Genomic DNA, 19,179 nt, shown 5'->3' with positions numbered 1-19,179 from the left:
TCAATTGCCCCTCATGGCCCCTGTCTTGATCCCGGTCCGGATCCCTAGAATCCGTTCACAATCTTTGCTCAGGACGCCTGAGTGCCGCGGCAGTTCCCTGTGCTGCGCGCCCATGTGCCAAACGTCAAGGAGGACGAATGGCGGGGCCCGTTACCCCTCTTCAGCAAGACCTCTCCCCATCCCTGCCCCTCGCGGCCGCCGAACTGACCACCGACAACCGGCTGATCGTCGTGGTCGTCGCGCTCGTCGCGCTGGCCGCGCTGGGTGTCGCCGTGATGCTGGTGCGTCAAGTGCTGGCGGCGGGCGAGGGAACCGACAGTATGAAGAAGATCGCGGCGGCTGTACAGGAAGGAGCGAATGCCTATCTCGCCCGGCAGCTGCGCACCCTCAGCGTATTCGCGGTCGTGGTGTTCTTCCTGCTCATGCTGTTGCCGGCCGATGACTGGTCGCAGCGCATCGGGCGGTCCGTGTTCTTCTTGATCGGCGCGTTGTTCTCCGCGGCGACCGGCTATATCGGAATGTGGCTGGCCGTGCGGAGCAATGTGCGGGTGGCCGCCGCGGCGCGCGAGGCCACTCCGGGCGAGGGCGAGCCGGCCAAGGACCTCACGGACGTCTCGCACAAGGCCATGAAGATCGCCTTCCGCACCGGTGGCGTCGTCGGCATGTTCACCGTCGGCCTCGGCCTGCTGGGCGCTTGCTGTGTCGTGCTGGTCTACGCGGCCGACGCGCCGAAGGTGCTGGAAGGCTTCGGCCTCGGTGCCGCGCTGATCGCCATGTTCATGCGAGTCGGCGGCGGCATCTTCACCAAGGCCGCGGACGTCGGCGCCGACCTCGTGGGCAAGGTCGAGCAGGGCATCCCCGAGGACGACCCGCGCAACGCCGCCACCATCGCGGACAACGTGGGCGACAACGTCGGCGACTGCGCCGGCATGGCCGCCGACCTGTTCGAGTCCTATGCCGTGACGCTGGTCGCGGCGCTCATCCTCGGCAAGGTCGCCTTCGGTGACGCCGGTCTGGCCTTTCCGCTGATCGTTCCCGCGATCGGTGTCCTCACGGCCATGATCGGTATCTTCGCGGTGGCGCCGCGCCGCACCGACCGCAGTGGCATGACCGCCATCAACCGCGGCTTCTTCATCTCCGCGGTGGTCTCGCTCGTGCTGGTGGCCGTGGCGGTCTTCACCTATCTGCCGTCCTCCTACGCGGACCTGGACGGTGTGGACATCGCCATCGCCGGGCACGAGGGCAACCCCCGGGTCCTCGCGCTCGTCGCGGTCGCGATCGGCATCGTGCTGGCCGCGCTCATCCAGCAGCTCACGGGGTACTTCACCGAGACCACCCGGCGTCCGGTCCGGGACATCGGGAAGTCCTCGCTGACGGGACCGGCGACCGTCGTCCTGGCCGGGATCTCGATCGGTCTGGAGTCCGCCGTGTACACGGCGCTGCTGATCGGCCTGGGTGTCTACGGGGCGTTCCTGCTCGGCGGCACCTCGATCATGCTGGCGCTGTTCGCGGTCGCCCTGGCCGGGACCGGCCTGCTGACCACGGTCGGCGTCATCGTCGCCATGGACACCTTCGGGCCCGTCTCCGACAACGCCCAGGGCATCGCGGAGATGTCCGGCGACGTGGAGGGCGCGGGCGCCCAGGTGCTCACCGACCTCGACGCGGTCGGCAACACCACCAAGGCGATCACCAAGGGCATCGCGATCGCCACGGCCGTCCTGGCCGCCGCCGCGCTGTTCGGCTCCTACCGGGACGCGATCGCCACGGCGGTCGCGGACGTCAACGCCCGGGCGGGCGAGATGAACCTCAGTCTGGACATCTCGCAGCCGAACAACCTGGTCGGCCTGGTCCTCGGCGCCGCGGTCGTCTTCCTCTTCTCGGGGCTGGCGATCAACGCGGTGTCGCGGTCGGCCGGCGCCGTGGTCTACGAGGTGCGGCGGCAGTTCCGCGAGCACCCCGGGATCATGGACTACACGGAGAAGCCGCAGTACGGCCGCGTCGTCGACATCTGCACCAAGGACGCGCTGCGCGAGCTCGCCACCCCCGGCCTGCTCGCCGTACTGGCCCCGATCGCCGTCGGCTTCAGTCTCGGGGTCGGTGCCCTGGGATCGTTCCTCGCCGGTGCCATCGGCGCGGGCACGCTGATGGCCGTCTTCCTCGCCAACTCCGGCGGCGCCTGGGACAACGCCAAGAAACTGGTCGAGGACGGCCACCACGGCGGCAAGGGCAGCGAGGCGCACGCCGCGACGGTCATCGGCGACACCGTCGGCGACCCGTTCAAGGACACGGCGGGCCCCGCCATCAACCCGCTGCTGAAGGTGATGAACCTGGTGGCCCTGCTGATCGCGCCGGCCGTGGTGCAGTTCAGCTACGGCGACGACACCAGCCCGGCCATCCGGGCGCTCGTGGCGCTGGTGGCGATCGGGATCATCATCGGCGCCGTCTACGTATCCAAGCGGCGGGGAATCGCCGTGGGTGACGAAGACAACAACGCCGACCGGGTGTCCGAGCCGTCGGGTCCCTCCTCCGGGGCCGCGGTGGTGTCCTGAGCGCCGGACCGGTTCCGGCCGGTCCGTGCCAGGTCAGGCGGTGGACGGGCGGTGTGCTGCGGCGCACCGCCCGCCCGTCTGCCCGGCCCCGGAAGCGGAGGCGGACGGCCCGCACCGGTCCGGTGCAGAAGACCGCAAAAACCCCTTCGGGGATATCGGGCTCGCGATCCCGGGCCTTTGGCCGTGTATGTTCCGGGCCGAGAGTCATGGAAGGGGCCATCCGGTGAACAAGAAGCTCGCGGCCGCGCTGTCCGGTGGTGCGGCACTCGTACTCGCGCTGTCGGGCTGTGGCGACGACACCGACGAGAAGGTCGACGCCTACGCCAAGAAGGTGTGCGACCAGGTCCAGCCGCAGCTGGAGAAGATCGCTCAGGCGAACCAGTCCATCACCTCCACGGCGGCCGACGGCAAGCCCGAGGAGATCAAGAAAGCCGACTCGGCCGCGTTCCAGAAGATCTCGGACGCCTACGCCGCCATGTCGGACTCGGTCGAGAAGGCGGGCGTCCCGCCGGTCGACGACGGTGAGAAGACGCGGCGGGAGGCCGTCAAGGAGCTCGACGACACCGCCGGGGCGTACGCGGGCCTGAAGACCTCCGTCGACAAGCTGGACACCAAGGACCAGGCCAAGTTCGCCGAAGGGCTGAAGGGCGTCGCGGAGGACCTCGACAAGGTCAACAAGGTCGGCGGCGACGCCATCCGGAAGCTCCAGTCCGGAGACATCGGCGCGGCCATGAGCGAACAGCCCGGCTGCCGGCGCCCGTCCGGCTCACCCAGCGCGAGCACCTGACCGGGCCCGGCTCGCCGGGTCCGTCCGCCCGCGCCGCACGGCCCGGAGCCCCGGGAAGACGTCCCGGGGCTCCGGGCCGTCGCCGTTCCCGGTCCCGAGCCCCGACAATGGGCCGGTGAGTACGCACGAGCACCCCCAGCCCGGCCGGTCCGAGCAGCCCGGCCCCTCCGGTCCCTCCGGTGCACCCGGGTCCGGTGGCACCGCGCCGCACGGCTCCCTCACCGCGCCGCCCCGGTCCGGCACCGGCCTCCCGGCCCGGCTCCGCGAGGCGTTCCTGGCCGCGGCCTTCACCGCGGACGGGCTCCTCGACCTGCTCGGCGCACCGGCCTACGCGGCCCTCGCCCGCAGCGAGACCGTGCCCGCCCTGCGGGCGACCCGCGGCGGATCGCCGCTGGAAACCCTGGTCCGGCTGTTCCTGCTGCAGCGCCCGGTGGAGTACGGGCAGGCGTCGGCGGCGCTGCCCGCGGACGACTGCCTGGCCGAGGGCTGGCTGCTCCGGGACGGCGGCGAGGTGCGGGCGGCCGTGGACATCCGCCCGTACGGCGGGCCGGAGGGCGAGGACTGGTGGATCGTCTCCGACCTCGGCTGCGCCGTCGGCGGCGCGGGCGGCGCGAGCACTGCCGGCGGGCGGTCCGCCGGTCAGGACCGCGCCGCGCTCGTCCTCGGGGTGGGCGGGGCGTCCACCACGCTCGCGGGTCTCACCGTGCGGACCCCCGTCGGGCGGGCGCTGGATCTCGGCACCGGCTCCGGTCTGCAGGCCCTGCACGCCGCTCGGCACGCCACCCGCGTCACCGCCACCGACGTCAATCCGCGGGCCCTGGCCTTCGCCCGGCTCACGCTGGCGCTCTCCGGCGCGCACGAGGCCGATCTCCGGGAGGGCTCGCTCTACGAGCCGGTGGCGGATGAGGAGCCGTACGACCTGATCGTCTCCAATCCGCCTTTCGTCATCTCCCCGGGCGCCCGGCTGACCTACCGGGACGGCGGCATGGCCGGTGACGACCTCTGCCGGACCCTGGTCCGGCAGTCGGCGGAGCACCTCGCCGACGGCGGCCACTGCCAGCTCCTCGCCAACTGGGAGCACCGGGACGGCGAGGACTGGCGGGACCGGGTCCGCGCCTGGGTGCCGCCCGGGTGCGACGCCTGGATCGTGCAGCGCGAGGTGCAGGACGTCACGCAGTACGCGGAGCTCTGGCTGCGCGACGCCGGTGACCACCGGGCCGGGCCGGAGACCTACGCCGCGCGCTACGGCGCCTGGCTGGAGGAGTTCGAGGCGCGCGGGACCACGGCCGTCGGCTTCGGCTGGATCACCGTGCGCAAGTCGGGCGCCGCCCGGCCGTCCGTCATCGCGGAGGAGTGGCCGCACCCGGTCGAACAGCCACTGGGACAGACGGTGCTGGACCACTTCGCGCTCCAGGACTTCCTGCGGCGCACGGACGACGCGGCGCTGCTCGCCGCCCGCTTCCGGCTGGCGGACGACGTGGTGCAGGAACAGGTCGGGCTGCCCGGGGCGGAGGACCCGGAGCACGTGGTGCTCCGTCAGAACCGCGGCATGCGCCGGGCGACGAAGGTGGACACGGTCGGTGCCGGCTTCGCGGGGGTGTGCGACGGAACGCTCAGCGCGGGCCGCATCCTCGACGCCATCGCCCAGCTCGTCGGCGAGGACCCGGTGCTGCTGCGGGACCGGACGCCGGAAGCCGTCCGTCTGCTCGTCGAACAGGGGTTCCTGATCCCCGTGGAGTGACCGGGGCCGGGGTCCCAGGCCCGGGCTCCAAGGCCCGGGCTCCGGGCTCCAGCGGTGGCGCGGGGGACGCGCCGGGGCGCACGGCGGAGGCTGCTGTTCACCGGGCGTTCGCTCCCGCGCCGCGCGGACGTGCCACGCTCCGGCACACCATGCCCGGTGCTAGGGGGTACGCAGTGATGGAGAGCGGGCCGGCCATATTCGCCGGAACAGTGTTCGTCCTGTTCGGAGCGGCACTGCTGGTGTGGGCGGGAACGCGCCTGCGCAGCGGCGCACCGGTGGTCGAGGGGGTGAGCTCTCCGCTGCCCGTCCCGCTGGTTCTGCTCTTCGGCCCGGCCGCGCTCGTCACGGGGGGCTGGCTTCTGCTGTCGGTCTGACGGCGGGTCCGCCGCGCACGGAGGGCACGGCGGGCCGGAGCCCGGCGGACTCCGGAGGCCGGTGTGCAACCGGCGGCACGCGCGCGGCCCGCGTCCGTACGATCCGGAACGCGGGCCGCGGCGAGGAGCCGGCGGGGCGTCAGCCGCGCAGGATGCGGCCCTCGCTGTCCGTACGGTCATTGCTGGTCAGGAAGAGGATGCCGTCGATCAGCGCCCAGATGCCGCAGCCTCCGAGGGTGAACAGCTGACCGAGGGCCATCCCGGTGTGACCCGTGTAGAACCGGCCGATGCCGAGGGTGCCGATGAAGAGCTGGAGGATGCCGGCGACGATCTTCGACTTCTCGGAGTACGGCTGCCCGTTGGGGGCCACGGCCGGCGGCTGAGCGGGGTGCGACATGAGGTGGGACTCTTCTCTCACGAATGAATGTTCCGCGCGGGACCTGGGGACGTGCCGCGACGATCACATGACCCGGGAGAGAGCCGATCAGTTGTGCGGCTCACGGCATTGTGATCGTTCGGTGATGCAACGGCGGGGAGAAGGGGGACGATCCGGGCGGCCGGACCCGGCGGGCCGGACCCATCAAGGGAGTTCACGGTGGCTCGTCCCCAGCCCGCCCCGGACCGTGCGTCAGCCCACCAGGTTGCGCCCGATGCCCCAGAGCGCGGTGAGCGTCAGCGCCACCGCGGTGAGCACCCGGCCGGGTGAGGGGCGGTAGCGCCGCCCGCGCAGCCCCTCGCGCACCCAGCGCCAGCCGAGGAACAGGCCGGCGGGGACGCCGAGGACCAGCAGGGCCGCGTTGTCGTGGAAGGCCGCGGCCACATCGCCGTGCATCAGGTCGTACACCATGCGGGTCGCGCCGCAGGTGGGGCAGTCCAGGCCGGTCAGCCAGTTGAAGGGGCAGCGCAGCAGCCACTGCCCCGCCTCATGGGGGTTCGTGCCGTAGAGGTGGACGGCCCCGGCAGCCCCGGCCGCCAGCACCGAGAGCGGTGCTGCGGCCGGGTGCGAGGCCGCCTTGCGGAGCACCGTCCGCATGCCTCCGCCGTCGGCGCCTCCTCCGGCAGGGCCTCCGCCGACCGCGCCGCCGGTGACCGTGGAGCCACCGGCCGCACCGCTGCCGGTCACACCGCTGCCGGCCATACCGCCGTCAGCCACGCAGCGGACGGCCCTGGGCGTCGGTGGGCTGGCCGGTGAGCAGCATGATGCCGTCGATCAGGGCCCAGATGCCGCAGCCGCCCAGGGTGAACAGCTGGCCGAGCGCCATGCCGGTGTGGCCGGTGTAGAACCGGCCGATGCCGAGGGTGCCGATGAAGAGCTGCAGGACCCCGGCGACGATCTTCGACTTGTCCGAGTAGGGCCGGCCGTAGGGGTCGTAGCCGTACGGGGCGTTGGGGTCGCCGGTGTACTGGCCGGGGGCCACGGGCTGCTGCTGCGGGTAGCCGTAGCCGGGCTGCTGGCCCTGCTGCGGGTAGCCGTAGCCGGGCTGCTGGCCGTACGGCTGCTGGCCGCCCTGCTGCTGGCCCTGCTGCGGGTATCCGTAGCCGCCGTTGGGGTCCTGCGGCGGCGGGCCGTAGGGATTGGACATGGGCTTCCCCCCGTGAGTGCGAATGACTGAACGCGCGGCGCGCGCCGCCGGGAACGCCCCCGGCACCCGCCATCCTGCCAGCCGGGCTCCGGGCGCTGGCAAGCACCTGTGGGCTCCGGGCCCCGGGATGTGAGGTTGGCGGGGTCCTCGCGGTACGGCGGCACGCACGCCCCTTGTCGGGTTACCGTTCGAGTGGCGTTGCGGGCTTTTTCCGCTTGACAGCGGGGCGGGAGGTACCGTCACACTCCGCATCGTCATGACAACGCCGTCACAGAAGTGGCAGTGATATTCACCGAGCGTCGACCGGAGAGAAGAGCGAAGTTGTCCCCGACCAGCGAGACCGCGAAGGGCGGCCGCCGACTCGTCATCGTCGAGTCGCCTGCCAAGGCGAAGACGATCAAGGGCTATCTCGGCCCGGGTTATGTCGTCGAGGCGAGCGTCGGGCACATCCGCGATCTGCCCAAAGTCGCCGCAGAGATCCCCGCGAAGTACAAGGGCGAGTCCTGGGCCCGGCTCGGCGTCAACGTCGACCAGGACTTCCAGCCGATCTATGTCGTCAACGCAGACAAGAAGAGCCAGGTCAACAAGCTCAAGGAGCTGCTGGCGGAGTCCGACGAACTCTTCCTGGCCACCGATGAGGACCGCGAGGGCGAGGCCATCGCCTGGCATCTGCAGGAAGTCCTCAAGCCCAAGGTCCCCGTCCGCCGGATGGTGTTCCACGAGATCACCAAGGACGCCATCCAGGCCGCCGTGCGCAGCCCGCGCGAGCTGAACAAGCGCCTCGTCGACGCCCAGGAGACCCGCCGGATCCTCGACCGTCTGTACGGCTATGAGGTCTCCCCGGTGCTGTGGAAGAAGGTCATGCCGCGGCTGTCGGCCGGCCGGGTGCAGTCCGTCGCCACCCGGCTCGTCGTCGAACGGGAGCGCGAGCGCATCGCCTTCCGCTCGGCCGAGTACTGGGACCTCACCGGCACTTTCGCCACCGGCCGCACCGGTGACGCCACGGACCCCGGCACCTTCGGCGCCCGCCTCACCACGGTCGACGGCCGCCGCGTCGCCACCGGCCGCGACTTCGGCTCCACCGGCACGCTCAAGGAGGGCTCGCAGGTCCTCCACCTCGACGAGACCGCCGCGCGCGAGCTGGCCGCCGCCCTGGAGGGCGCCGCCTTCACCGTCCGCTCGGTCGAGTCCAAGCCGTACCGGCGCTCGCCCTACGCGCCGTTCCGCACCACCACCCTCCAGCAGGAGGCGTCGCGCAAGCTGGGCTTCGGCGCCAAGTCGACGATGCAGGTCGCACAGAAGCTGTACGAGAACGGCTTCATCACGTACATGCGGACGGACTCCACGACGCTCTCCGAGACCGCCGTGGCCGCCGCCCGCGCCCAGGTCACCCAGCTCTACGGCGCCGACTACCTGCCGGAGAAGCCGCGGATGTACGCGGGCAAGGTCAAGAACGCGCAGGAGGCGCACGAGGCGATCCGCCCCTCCGGCGACCGCTTCCGCACCCCCGCCGAGACGGGCCTCACCGGCGACCAGTTCCGGCTGTACGAGCTCATCTGGAAGCGGACCGTCGCCTCCCAGATGAAGGACGCCGTCGGCCAGTCCGTCACCGTGAAGACCGGCGGGCGCGCGAGCGACGGCCGGGACGCCGAGTTCTCCGCCTCCGGCAAGATCATCACCTTCCACGGCTTCCTCAAGGCCTACGTCGAGGGCGCCGACGACCCCAACGCCGAACTCGACGACCGCGAGCGCCGCCTCCCGCAGGTCTCCGAGGGCGACCCGCTCACCGCGCGGGAGATCACCGCCGACGGCCACGCCACCAAGCCCCCGGCCCGCTACACCGAGGCGTCGCTGGTCAAGGAGCTGGAGGAGCGCGAGATCGGCCGCCCGTCGACCTACGCCTCGATCATCAGCACCATCCTCGACCGCGGTTACGTCTTCAAGAAGGGCACGGCCCTGGTGCCGTCCTTCCTCTCCTTCGCCGTCGTCGGCCTGCTGGAGAAGCACTTCGGCCGCCTCGTCGACTACGACTTCACCGCCCGCATGGAGGACGACCTCGACCGCATCGCCGCGGGCGAGGCCCAGTCCGTGCCGTGGCTGCGCCGCTTCTACTTCGGCGCCGACGAGGCCGGCAGCGGTGCCGCGGCCGAGGCGGGCAACGGCGACGGCGACCACCTCGGCGGCCTCAAGGAACTGGTCACCGACCTCGGCGCGATCGACGCCCGCGAGGTCTCCTCGTTCCCCGTCGGCAACGGCATCGTCCTGCGCGTCGGCCGCTACGGTCCCTATGTCGAGCGTCCCGCGCCGCCCGCCGAGGAGGGCGGCAAGCCGGAGCCGGGGCAGCGCGCCGACGTCCCCGACGACCTCCCGCCGGACGAGCTGACCGTCGAGCTCGCCGAGGAGCTGCTGGCCAAGCCGAGCGGTGACTTCGAACTCGGCACCGACCCGGAGACGGGCCGCAAGATCGTCGCCAAGGACGGCCGCTACGGCCCGTACATCACCGAGATCCTGCCCGAGGACACGCCCAAGACGGGCAAGAACGCCGTCAAGCCGCGCACCGCCTCGCTCTTCAAGTCGATGTCCCTGGACACGGTGACGCTGGAGGACGCCCTCAAGCTGATGTCGCTGCCCCGGGTTGTCGGCACCGACCCCGCCTCGGGCGAGGAGATCACCGCGCAGAACGGCCGCTACGGCCCGTACCTCAAGAAGGGCACCGACTCGCGCTCCCTGGAGCGGGAGGAGCAGCTCTTCACCCTCACGCTCGAAGAGGCGCTGGAGATCTACTCCAAGCCCAAGCAGCGCGGCCGGGGCGCGGCCAAGCCGCCGCTGAAGGAGCTCGGCACCGACCCGGTCAGCGAGCGGCCCGTCGTCGTCAAGGACGGCCGCTTCGGCCCGTACGTCACGGACGGCGAGACCAACGCGACGCTGCGCCGGGACGACGACATCGAGACGCTCACCCCGGAGCGCGGGTACGAACTCCTGGCCGAAAAGCGCGCCAAGGGGCCCGCCAAGAAGACGGCCAAGAAGGCGCCGGCGAAGAAGAGCGCCGCCACCGCCAAGAAGGCCCCGGCGAAGAAGGCCGCGGCCAAGAAGACGGCCGCGAAGAAGACGACGGCGGCCAAGAAGCCGGCGGCGAAGAAGACCACCGCCAAGACCGCCAAGAAGGCGGCGGCCAAGAGCAGTTCCGCGGCCGACGGCACCGAGTAGCCGAGGCGGCGGGCGGCTCCGCGCGGGCCGGACGTGCCGCGTCCGGCCGCCGGATCCCCGCCCGCGACGGGCCCGCGGAGGGCTCGGGGCCGGCCGCGGCCGGCCGTTTCCGGAAAGTACGGCCGCATGTTCGGACGGGGCGGCATGGATTCGGCCAGTCCGGATAGGCTGGCCGGATGACGCGAGCCGAGCAGCCAACGGTCGTGAGTCCCCCCTCGGACCACCTTGCCGCAGACTCCCGCGAACGCGCCGTGCGAGCCCTGCTGCGGTTCCCGCCGCTGAGGCGGCTCTGGAGCGCCCAGCTCGTCGGCGGCGTCGGAGACGCACTGGCCCTGCTGGTCCTGCTGGTGCTGACCTATCAGGCGGCAGTGGCGGCCGGTACCTTCGGCGCCGGATACCGCGGTGCGGCCTTCGCGGTCGCGGCGGTGTTCGGGGCCCGCATCCTGGCGACGCTGCTCTTCGGGGCGGTACTCCTGGGACCGCTGACCTCCCTGATCGGGACCGGTGAGAAGAAGCCGGAGCCCGGACCGCGGGAGACGCGGGAGGAGCCGGACGGCGAGTCCGGACCGGAGAAGCCCGGCGGGCCCGGGAAACCGGAGAAGCCGGAGAAGCCCGGGAAGGGCGCCAGGGGAACCACGGCCCGGAAGAAGAGCGGCAGCGGCGGCGGGCCGCTCGACCGCCGCTGGACCATGATGACCGCCGACGGTCTGCGGGTGGCGCTCCTCGTCGTCGCCCCGCTGTGGATCGACTGGACCCCCGGCGAGGCCACCGCCGTCCTCCTCGTCACCGTCTTCGTCACCGGGGTCGCCGAACGCCTCTGGACCATCTGCCGGGAGAGCGCCGCCCCCGCGCTGCTGCCGTCCGTCCCGGCCGGCGACGCCGCCGTACGGCCGCTTCCGGACAATCTCGACGCGCTGCGCCGGCTCTCGCTGCGCACCGGCTTCGTGGCGCTGCCGCTGGCCGCCGCGGCCTTCGTCACCATCACGCTCTTCAGCAACCTGCTCGGTGCCGTCGTCGCGTGGTTCCATCTGCACCAGGCCGCGCTCGGCTCCTATGTGGCGGCCGGGCTCTTCGCCGCCTGCGTGTCGATCCTCTACTTCGTCGAACTGCCCGGCGGGCGGACGCCCCGCGTGCGCTCGCCCCTGGAAGGGCTGCGCCGGCCCACGAGCGGCGGCACGGGCGACAAGGGACGCACGGCCGACAAGGGACGCACGGGCGCCGTCCCGCTGCTGGTGGCCGCCTCCGCGACCGTCGCCGCCGCGATCGCCGCGGCCGTCGCGGTGTCCCTGCTGCACATCGACGACCTGGGCGGGGGCCCGGTCGGCTTCGCCCTGCTCGTGCTGGCCCTGACCGGCGGCACCGTCCTCGGTATCCGCAGCGCGCCCAAGGTGCTGCCCGCGCTGTCGCGGCGGCGGATGCTGGCCCTGTCCATCGCGCTCACCGGGCTGGCGCTGCTCGCGGTCGGCCTCACGCCCGACCCGGCGACCGTCCTCTTCCTGGCCCTCGTCGCCGGCACCGCCGCGGGCATCGCCGCGAACACCGGGCACACGCTGCTCGACCAGGAGACCGAGGAGAGCCGGCGCGGCCGGACGACCGATCATCTGCACGCCGTCGTACGGGTGTTCGTCGCCGTCGCGGCGGTGGCGGCACCGCTGCTCGCCGGGGCGATCGGGGAACACCGGCTGGAGAGCGGCTCGTTCGTCTTCGCGCACGGCGGCGCCGGCTTCGCGCTGATGCTCACCGGCGCGCTGCTGCTGCCCGTCGCCGCGCTGGTCCTGATCCGGACCGACGACCGGTCCGGCGTACCGCTCCGCCGCGACCTGCGCGACGCGCTGCGCGGCGGCGACCCCGACCGGCGCGCACCGGCCGGCAACGGCTTCTTCATCGCTCTGGAGGGCGGCGACGGAGCGGGCAAGTCCACCCAGGTCGAGGCGCTGGCCGACTGGATCCGCGCCAAGGGCCACGAGGTCGTCGTCACCCGGGAGCCCGGCGCCACGGCGATCGGCAAGCGGCTCCGCTCGATCCTGCTGGACGTCTCCTCGTCCGGGATCTCGCCGCGCTCGGAGGCCCTGCTGTACGCGGCCGACCGCGCCGAGCACGTCGACAGCGTCGTACGGCCCGCGCTCGAACGCGGCGCCGTCGTCATCAGCGACCGCTACATCGACTCGTCCGTCGCCTACCAGGGTGCGGGCCGTGATCTGTCACCGACCGAGATCGCCCGGATCAGCCGGTGGGCCACCGACGGTCTCGTACCGCATCTGACGGTGCTGCTCGACGTCTCTCCCGAGACCGCCCGCGAGCGCTTCACCGAGGCACCGGACCGGCTGGAGTCCGAGCCGCCCGAGTTCCACCAGCGGGTGCGGTCCGGCTTCCTGGCACTGGCTGCCGCCGACCCCGCGCGCTATCTGGTCGTGGACGCCGGGCAGGAGCCCGAGGCCGTCACCACCGCCGTACGGCACCGGCTCGACCAGGTGCTGCCGCTCTCCGAGGCCGAGATCCGGGCCCGCGAGGAGGCCCGGCGGGCCGCCGAGGAGGAGGCCCGCCGCCGCGCCGAGGAGGAGGCCGCGCGCAAGGCCGAGGAGGAGCGGCTGGAGCGGGAGCGGCAGGAACAGCTCGCCCGGCTGCGCGCCGAGGAGGAGGAGCGCAAGCGGCGCGAGGCCGAGGAGGCCCGGGTCGCGGAGGCCCGCCGCCAGGCGGAGGAGGCCCGCCGGCTCGCCGAGGAGGCACAGCGCCGCGCCGAGGAGGAACGCGTCCGCCGCGAGGCCGAGGAGGCGGAGCGCCGCGCCGAGCAGGAGCAGGTCCGCCGCCAGCAGGCGGAGGAGGAGCGGCTGCGCCGGGAGGCCGAGGAGCGCCGGCTGGAGAAGCAGCGGAAGGCCGAGGAGGCGCTGCTGCGGGCGGAGCGGGAACGGCAGGCGGCCGAGGCCGCCACCGCCGCCGCGGCCGGAACGGCGGGCGGGACCGCTGCCGCCGGGCCGGACGACGCGCCGACGGTGCAGACGCAGACCCCCGTCGCGAGCGAGCCGTCCCCCCGGAAGCCGGACGCACCGCGCGCCCCGGAGACGGAGGCCACACAGCCGGTCCCCACACCGCGGGCCGACCGGCCGGGACCGGACGCCGAGGAGACGGCCGTCCTGCCGCGCGCCTCCGAGAACGACGAGACGGCCGTCCTGCCGGAGGTGCCGGAGGCGGGCACCGGCCGGGGGAGTGACGCCGCCGACGAGACGGCCGTCCTCCCGCCGGTGCGTCCCGGGGACGGCGGGCCGCGCGGTGAGCGGTCGGGAGCGCACCCGGCGCCGTCCGCCCGTCCGGACCGGCAGGGTGACACGGCGGACCGCGTACCGCCGTGGCTGTACCGCGAGGAGGACGGGAACGGCCGGACGCCCGGCCCGGACGCGGGCCCGGACCCGGATGCCGAGCGGACCCGGGAACTCCCGCAGATCAACCCGGACGAGGACACCTCCCGGGGCACCACCGCGGGCCGCTCCGGACGGAAGCCGGGACGCCGCGGCGGCCGGCCCCGCCCGGACTGGGCGGAGGAGACCCCGCTCGACGACCTTCCGACCCTCGCCGACGAACTGCTCGGCCCGAGGGACGACGAGGACGACGGCCGGCGGCGGGGCGGCCGCAGAGGCTGACACGGCGGGCCGGCCGGGGCTCCCGTCCCGGTCCGCCGGGTCGCCGCTTCCCGCTTCGCCGCCTCACCGGGCGCCCGGTCGGCCAAGTGCCCCCGGGCGCCGGTGCGTTGAGCGCTGTTCGGGTCGGACCGGCCGGGGCCGTCCGTCCGGGCTCGGCCGGAGCCGGCGCCGCCCAGGGCTTTCCGGAGCGCGGGCGGTGGCCCGGCCCGTACGCCCCGGCGCGGCGCGCAGCACCCGGGCGCGCGGCCAGAGGCCCGGTCGCCGGGGACGGCGGCCGACCGTGCGGATGGCCGTGCCCGGCCGCAGCCGCCCCCGGACCCCGCGCACAGGCGCGACGCCACTGGCCGGCCCCGGCCGGCGCCGGTTGTCGGCGCGGTGCACCACAATGGGGAGCCGCGAGGGCGTACGGACGAGAACCGGTGGAGAGGGGTGGCGGTCATGGCGGTGTGGGACGACCTGGTCGGCCAGGACCGGGTGACGGAGACGCTCACCGCGGCCGCCCGGGACGCGGACGCGTACGTCACGGCGGCGGAGTCCGCGGGCGCCGAGGAGCGCGCGGACCACCGCTTCGGTACGGGCAGCCGTCCCAGCGGGGCAGCGGCGGAGGCGGAGGCGGAGGCCCCGGCTCCGTTCCCGGCCTCCGGGCCCCCGGACGGCGACCGTTCGACCTCTCGGATGACCCACGCCTGGCTGTTCACCGGGCCGCCCGGTTCCGGCCGCTCCACCGCCGCCCGCGCCTTCGCCGCCGCGCTGCAGTGCGTCAGCCCCGACCGGGCCCTGGGCGCGGCTCCCGGCTGCGGCTTCTGCGACGGCTGCCACACCGCCCTCATCGGCACCCACGCCGATGTGGAGATCGTCCGCACGGATCTGCTCTCCATCGGTGTCAAGGAGACCCGCGAACTCGTACGGCGCGCGCAGCTCTCCCCGTCCGCCGGCCGCTGGCAGGTGATCGTCCTGGAGGACGCCGACCGGCTCACCGAGGGTTCGGGCAACGTCCTGCTGAAGGCCGTCGAGGAACCCGCGCCCCGCACGGTCTGGCTGCTGTGCGCGCCGTCGGTGGAGGACGTCCTGCCGACGATCCGCTCGCGCTGCCGCCATCTCACCCTGCGCACCCCGCCGGTGGACGCCGTCGCCGACCTGCTGATGCGGCGGGACGGCATCGAGCCGGAGCTCGCCCACGCCGCGGCCCGCGCCACCCAGGGCCACATCGGCCGCGCCCGCCGGCTGGCCACCGACGAGCGGGCCCGGTCCCGCCGCGCCGCCGTGCTGAAGCTGCCGCTCCGCGTCGACGACATCGGGGGCTGCCTCAAGGCCGCCCAGGAGCTGGTGGACGCCGCCGCCGAGGACGCCAAGCAGGTCGCGGAGGAGGTCGACACCAAGGAGACAGAGGAGCTGCGCGCCGCCCTCGGCGCCGCCGCCGGACCGGGCGGCCGGCTGCCGCGCGGCACGGCCGGGGTGATGAAGGACCTGGAGAAGCGGCAGAAGACCCGCGGCACCCGCACCCAGCGCGACACCCTCGACCTCGCGCTGACCGACCTCACCGGCTTCTACCGCGATGTGCTCGCCCTGCAGTTCGGTTCCCCGGTGGCCATCGCCAACACCGAGCAGCGCGACGCCCTGGAGCGGATAGCCCGCGGGTCCACCCCGGAGCGGACGCTGCGCCGGATCGAGGCGATCCTGGCCTGCCGCCGTGCCCTGGACCGCAATGTCGCCCCGCTGCTGGCCGTGGAGGCCATGACGCTGGCGCTGCGCGCGGGCTGATCCGGGCGCCCACGGGCCCGGGCGGCCGGGTCCGCGCACGCCTCGGTGCTTGCCCCGCCACGCGGCCGTTCCGTCGGCCGTGCTCCTGCCCGCCCGTCCGCACCCCCTCTGCCCGCCCGTCCGTCCGTCGTCCCTCCGTCCGGCCGCGGCCCGCGCTCGCTCACTCGTACGGGCCCCGTGGGCCGCGTCCCCGAGGGCCCGTACGGTTACGCTCCGAACAGAAGCCGCAGATCGTCGCGCGCCGCTGCGGTGGTGCCCGGGGCAACCGGTGACACCCCCGCGCCGCGCGTGCCGCCCCGGCGGCACCTCCGCGCCGCACGCGTCCCGCGCGCCGGCCCGCCGTACGCCGAGCAAGCGCCGCACACCGAGAACGCGCCGACCCGAGGGGTACCCATGGACACCAGCCGCCGACCGCGCCGTACCGCCGGTGCCCTCATCGTGTCCGCCGCCCTGCTGCTCTCCGGCTGCTCGTCCGGTGCCGACACGGAGATCTCGGCCTCGGGCCCCGGCGGCCCCGGGCGCATCCCCGGCACCCGCGACGTGCTGAAGCCCCTGCCCGCCGCCGTCCCGCCGGCCCTCAGGCCGTACTACGAACAGAAGCTGCGCTGGCGGGCCTGCGGAGCCGCCGGCTTCCAGTGCGCCACCCTCAAGGCGCCCCTCGACTACGACAAGCCGGGCGAGGGCCGGGACGTCCGGCTCGCCGTATCGCGCAAGAAGGCGGCCGGCCCGGGGAAGCGCCTCGGATCGCTGCTGGTCAACCCGGGCGGACCGGGCGGCTCGGCGGTCGGCTACCTGCAGTCCTACGCGGCCGTCGGCTACCCGGAGCCGGTGCGCGCCCGCTACGACATGGTGGCCGTCGACCCGCGCGGGGTGGCCCGCAGCGAGCCGGTCAAATGCCTCACGGACCGGGCGATGGACGCCTACACCCAGGTCGACATCACCCCCGACGACAAGCGGGAGACGGGCGCGCTCGTCGCCTCGTACAAGAAGTTCGCCGAGGGTTGCGAGCGGCATACGGGTGACGTCCTGGGACACGTCTCCACCAGGGAGTCGGCCCGCGACATGGATCTGCTGCGGGAAGCGCTGGGCGACGAGAAGCTGACCTACGTCGGGGCCTCGTACGGCACCTTCCTCGGCGCGACGTACGCCGGGCTCTTCCCGGACCGCGTCGGCCGGATGGTGTTCGACGGCGCGATGGACCCCTCCCTGTCGTCCGTGCAGATGAACCGCGACCAGACCGCCGGCTTCGGCACCGCCTTCACCGCCTTCGCCGAGGACTGCCTGCGCGGCGACGACTGCCCGCTCGGCGACAAGAGCGTCGACGACGCGCGCAAGCGCCTCCGGGCGTTCTTCGAGAAGCTCGACGCCCGGCCCATCCCCGCGGGCGGGGGCCGGGAGCTGGGCGAGTCGCTGGCCACCACGGGCGTGATCGCCGCGATGTACGACGAGGGGGCGTGGCCCCGGCTCCGCATGGCCCTGCAGTCCGCGATGGAGGGCCGCGGCGACGCCCTCCTCCAGCTCGCGGACCTCTACTACGAGCGGGATGAGGACGGCTCGTACGAGAACCTCATGTACGCGAACCCGGCCGTCAACTGCCTGGACCTCCCGGCCTCCTTCACGAGCCCGGAGGAGGTGCGGAAGCACACGGCGTCGTTCCGGAAGGCGTCCCCGGTCTTCGGCGAGGGGCTGGCGTGGTCGGCGCTGAACTGCGCGTACTGGCCGGTCGAGCCGACGGGCAAGCCCCACCGCATCGAGGCGGAGGGCGCAGCGGCGATCGTGGTCATCGGCACCACCCGCGACCCGGCGACCCCGTACATCTGGTCCCGCGGCCTGGCCGGCCAGCTCTCCTCGGGCACCCTCCTGACCTACGACGGCGACGGCCACACGGCATACGGGCGCGGCAGCGCCTGCGTGGACCAGGCGGTCAACACGTACCTGCTGCGGGGCAAGCCTCCGTCGGACGGCACGAAGTGCACGTGAGCCGGGGAGGGACGGGGCCGGACGGCAGGCCGAGGGCAAACGGGCGGCCACACAGCGGTACGGGCAGGGCAGCCGCCGGGCCGGCCGTAACCCGGTACGGGGCACCCTCCCGCACTGTGTAGACTTGGCGCTGTTGCCGACACCCCCGTGTGCCGCGAGGCCGGGTCGTCGCCGCAGCTCGCCGCCTTAGCTCAGATGGCCAGAGCAACGCACTCGTAATGCGTAGGTCTCGGGTTCGAATCCCGAAGGCGGCTCCGCTCAAACACCAGGTCAGAACCCTTCTGACCTGGTCTTTTGCGTTGCTCCTCCGATGGCTGGTCATGCTGCAGCGTGGTCGCGGATGAAGGGGGAGCGCAGGGGGTGTGCGTTCGGATCTGATGAGCCGGAGCTGTGCCCTGGGCCTTCACGGTCCCGGGCCTCGTCCGCGCGAAGGCCGCCCGGATGGACGGGTGGTGTGGCGGGAGCGCGGGCGTGGTCCTCGGCGGTAGGGGACTCATAGGGCAGCCGGAACCCGGCGCCGGCCAGTTCGCGGGTGTCCGGGGCGAACCGGAGCTCGTCGGGATCGTCCCACAGCCACGCGTGGCTGCCGAAGGTGTCCGTGAGGAAGCGCTGCCATCGCTCCACGTCCGCGTACTCCGCGATGCGCACGCATTGGCCCGGGAAGTCGAAGCGCGGGGTGATGCGCAGGGGATCGCCGGTCACCGTCGCGTTCCAGTCGCCGTCGAGGGTGAGTCTCATGGCGAGTGCCGCCTCGTCCCCGACGTCTTCATGGCACGGGAACGCCCCGTGTCGAACTCGGTCACCAGTTTCCGTAGTCGTCGACCATGGTGGCGATGAGGTCGCGCAGGGCGTCGGCCCGGTGCCGGTCCTCCGGTTGGTTGCGCAGGGCTTCGTCGGCGGCCCGGAGGCGGGCCAGGGCGGCCGGTTCGCCGTCGACCAGGTCGTCGACCAGTGGTGTGGTGACCAGGTTCAGGCACTCGGTGAGCAGGCGACGGGTGGCGGGGGCGGGCGGGTCGGGGTCGGGGGCGGCGAAGGCGGTGGTCAGGTAGCGCGCGGGATCGGTGAGGCTCCAGCCGACGACGGTGCCGTGCTGGACGAGGAGCGCCACGTCGGGCGCGATGCCGATGCGGGCCTCCAGCGGCTTGTCGAGGACGTCGAGATCGCGCAGGGAGGTCAGCACCGCGTCCCCGGGATGGCGGCACAGCACGGCGCACATCTCATGCCGGAAGTCCCGGACCTCGTCCGCGCGGAGCCCGCCCGGGCGTACCGCGGGCATGACGGGAACGCGAACGGACGTCTCGTGGTATGCGGAGCCGTACGGCATCTGAAATTCGGCCCCGACCAGCTTCCGGCTGTCCGGGTCGAACCGGAGGGTGTCAGGGGCGTCCCACAGCCATTCCTTGCTGCCGAAGGTGGTCACCAGGAAGCCCTCACGTTCCTTCACGTTCGCGTAGGGCGCGACGTACACGGAGTTGCTCGCGAACCGGGGGGCGATGTGCAGCGGATCGTCCGTCACTGTTGCGTGCCAGCCGCCGTCGAACGACAGTTTTGTGGTCATTCCT

Annotated in this window: 13 protein-coding genes and 1 tRNA gene; 9 read left to right on the top strand and 5 right to left on the bottom strand. The window is 73.4% G+C overall.

What is annotated here, in order from left to right; all coding sequences use genetic code 11:
- Positions 1-137 precede the first annotated feature (137 nt).
- From LIX60_RS14195 to LIX60_RS14180, 4 genes are all read left to right on the top strand, one after another.
- Complete coding sequence (locus LIX60_RS14195; protein ID WP_227958733.1) at positions 138-2,549, top strand: sodium-translocating pyrophosphatase; 2,412 nt, start codon at positions 138-140, stop codon at positions 2,547-2,549.
- Between the two features lie 223 nt (positions 2,550-2,772).
- Positions 2,773-3,336: a hypothetical protein gene (locus LIX60_RS14190; RefSeq protein WP_063831702.1), complete on the top strand. Its 564-nt coding sequence runs from the start codon at positions 2,773-2,775 to the stop codon at positions 3,334-3,336.
- A 115-nt stretch (positions 3,337-3,451) separates the two neighbouring features.
- Positions 3,452-5,077 (top strand): methyltransferase, encoded by a 1,626-nt coding sequence (locus LIX60_RS14185; RefSeq protein ID WP_227958732.1) that lies wholly within the window; start codon positions 3,452-3,454, stop codon positions 5,075-5,077.
- A gap of 209 nt (positions 5,078-5,286) precedes the next feature.
- Positions 5,287-5,451 carry a hypothetical protein gene (locus tag LIX60_RS14180; RefSeq protein ID WP_374117856.1) on the top strand — a complete coding sequence of 55 codons (165 nt, stop codon included), beginning with the start codon at positions 5,287-5,289 and terminating at the stop codon, positions 5,449-5,451.
- 139 nt (positions 5,452-5,590) lie between these two features.
- Here LIX60_RS14180 and LIX60_RS14175 read toward each other — a convergent pair whose 3' ends face one another.
- The 3 genes from LIX60_RS14175 to LIX60_RS14165 all read right to left on the bottom strand — a co-directional run bounded on the left by LIX60_RS14175 (position 5,591) and on the right by LIX60_RS14165 (position 7,034).
- Positions 5,591-5,848 carry a TM2 domain-containing protein gene (locus LIX60_RS14175; protein WP_030543866.1) on the bottom strand — a complete coding sequence of 86 codons (258 nt, stop codon included), beginning with the start codon at positions 5,846-5,848 and terminating at the stop codon, positions 5,591-5,593.
- A 231-nt stretch (positions 5,849-6,079) separates the two neighbouring features.
- Positions 6,080-6,604: a DUF2752 domain-containing protein gene (locus LIX60_RS14170; protein WP_374117855.1), complete on the bottom strand. Its 525-nt coding sequence runs from the start codon at positions 6,602-6,604 to the stop codon at positions 6,080-6,082.
- Positions 6,597-7,034: a TM2 domain-containing protein gene (locus tag LIX60_RS14165; protein ID WP_227958730.1), complete on the bottom strand. Its 438-nt coding sequence runs from the start codon at positions 7,032-7,034 to the stop codon at positions 6,597-6,599. Before LIX60_RS14165 ends, LIX60_RS14170 begins: the two co-directional genes overlap by 8 nt.
- A 321-nt stretch (positions 7,035-7,355) precedes the next feature.
- Between LIX60_RS14165 and topA the strand changes: the two genes are divergently transcribed.
- The 5 genes from topA (at position 7,356) to LIX60_RS14140 (ending at position 17,871) form a co-directional block, all read left to right on the top strand.
- On the top strand, positions 7,356-10,241 hold the full coding sequence (gene topA / locus LIX60_RS14160; protein ID WP_227958729.1) for a type I DNA topoisomerase: 2,886 nt from the start codon (positions 7,356-7,358) through the stop codon (positions 10,239-10,241).
- Positions 10,242-10,417: 176 nt separating this feature from the next.
- Complete coding sequence (gene tmk, locus LIX60_RS14155) at positions 10,418-13,876, top strand: dTMP kinase (protein WP_227958728.1); 3,459 nt, start codon at positions 10,418-10,420, stop codon at positions 13,874-13,876.
- 438 nt (positions 13,877-14,314) lie between these two features.
- A complete protein-coding gene (locus tag LIX60_RS14150) occupies positions 14,315-15,637 on the top strand; it encodes a DNA polymerase III subunit delta' (protein WP_227958727.1) in 1,323 nt (440 codons plus the stop codon).
- A 393-nt stretch (positions 15,638-16,030) separates the two neighbouring features.
- The gene (locus LIX60_RS14145) at positions 16,031-17,617 is read left to right on the top strand and encodes an alpha/beta hydrolase (RefSeq protein WP_227958726.1); all 1,587 of its coding nucleotides are present in this window, start codon (positions 16,031-16,033) and stop codon (positions 17,615-17,617) included.
- 180 nt (positions 17,618-17,797) lie between these two features.
- Positions 17,798-17,871 (top strand) — tRNA-Thr (locus LIX60_RS14140).
- Between the two features lie 64 nt (positions 17,872-17,935).
- Here LIX60_RS14140 and LIX60_RS14135 read toward each other — a convergent pair.
- Together LIX60_RS14135 and LIX60_RS14130 are read right to left on the bottom strand one after the other, a co-directional pair.
- A complete protein-coding gene (locus LIX60_RS14135; protein ID WP_227958725.1) occupies positions 17,936-18,355 on the bottom strand; it encodes a hypothetical protein in 420 nt (139 codons plus the stop codon).
- 61 nt (positions 18,356-18,416) lie between these two features.
- Entirely contained in the window at positions 18,417-19,175 is a 759-nt protein-coding gene (locus LIX60_RS14130; RefSeq protein WP_227958724.1) for a hypothetical protein, read from the bottom strand.
- Between the last annotated feature and the right edge of the window lie 4 nt (positions 19,176-19,179).

It is taken from the genome of Streptomyces sp. S07_1.15 (assembly GCF_020739505.1).
Lineage (GTDB): Bacteria > Actinomycetota > Actinomycetes > Streptomycetales > Streptomycetaceae > Streptomyces > Streptomyces xinghaiensis.
Note: the sequence above shows the minus strand (reverse complement) of the source record. Positions and strands in the feature narration are given on the sequence as shown.

Excerpts from the sequence above, each read along its gene's own strand:
- LIX60_RS14195 (WP_227958733.1), top strand. The coding sequence starts at position 138 with ATGGCGGGGCCCGTTACCCCTCTTCAGCAAGACCTCTCCCCATCCCTG.
- LIX60_RS14175 (WP_030543866.1), bottom strand. The coding sequence starts at position 5,848 with ATGTCGCACCCCGCTCAGCCGCCGGCCGTGGCCCCCAACGGGCAGCCG.
- LIX60_RS14165 (WP_227958730.1), bottom strand. The coding sequence starts at position 7,034 with ATGTCCAATCCCTACGGCCCGCCGCCGCAGGACCCCAACGGCGGCTAC.
- tmk (WP_227958728.1), top strand. The coding sequence starts at position 10,418 with ATGACGCGAGCCGAGCAGCCAACGGTCGTGAGTCCCCCCTCGGACCAC.
- LIX60_RS14150 (WP_227958727.1), top strand. The coding sequence starts at position 14,315 with ATGGCGGTGTGGGACGACCTGGTCGGCCAGGACCGGGTGACGGAGACG.
- LIX60_RS14145 (WP_227958726.1), top strand. The coding sequence starts at position 16,031 with ATGGACACCAGCCGCCGACCGCGCCGTACCGCCGGTGCCCTCATCGTG.
- LIX60_RS14135 (WP_227958725.1), bottom strand. The coding sequence starts at position 18,355 with ATGAGACTCACCCTCGACGGCGACTGGAACGCGACGGTGACCGGCGAT.
- LIX60_RS14130 (WP_227958724.1), bottom strand. The coding sequence starts at position 19,175 with ATGACCACAAAACTGTCGTTCGACGGCGGCTGGCACGCAACAGTGACG.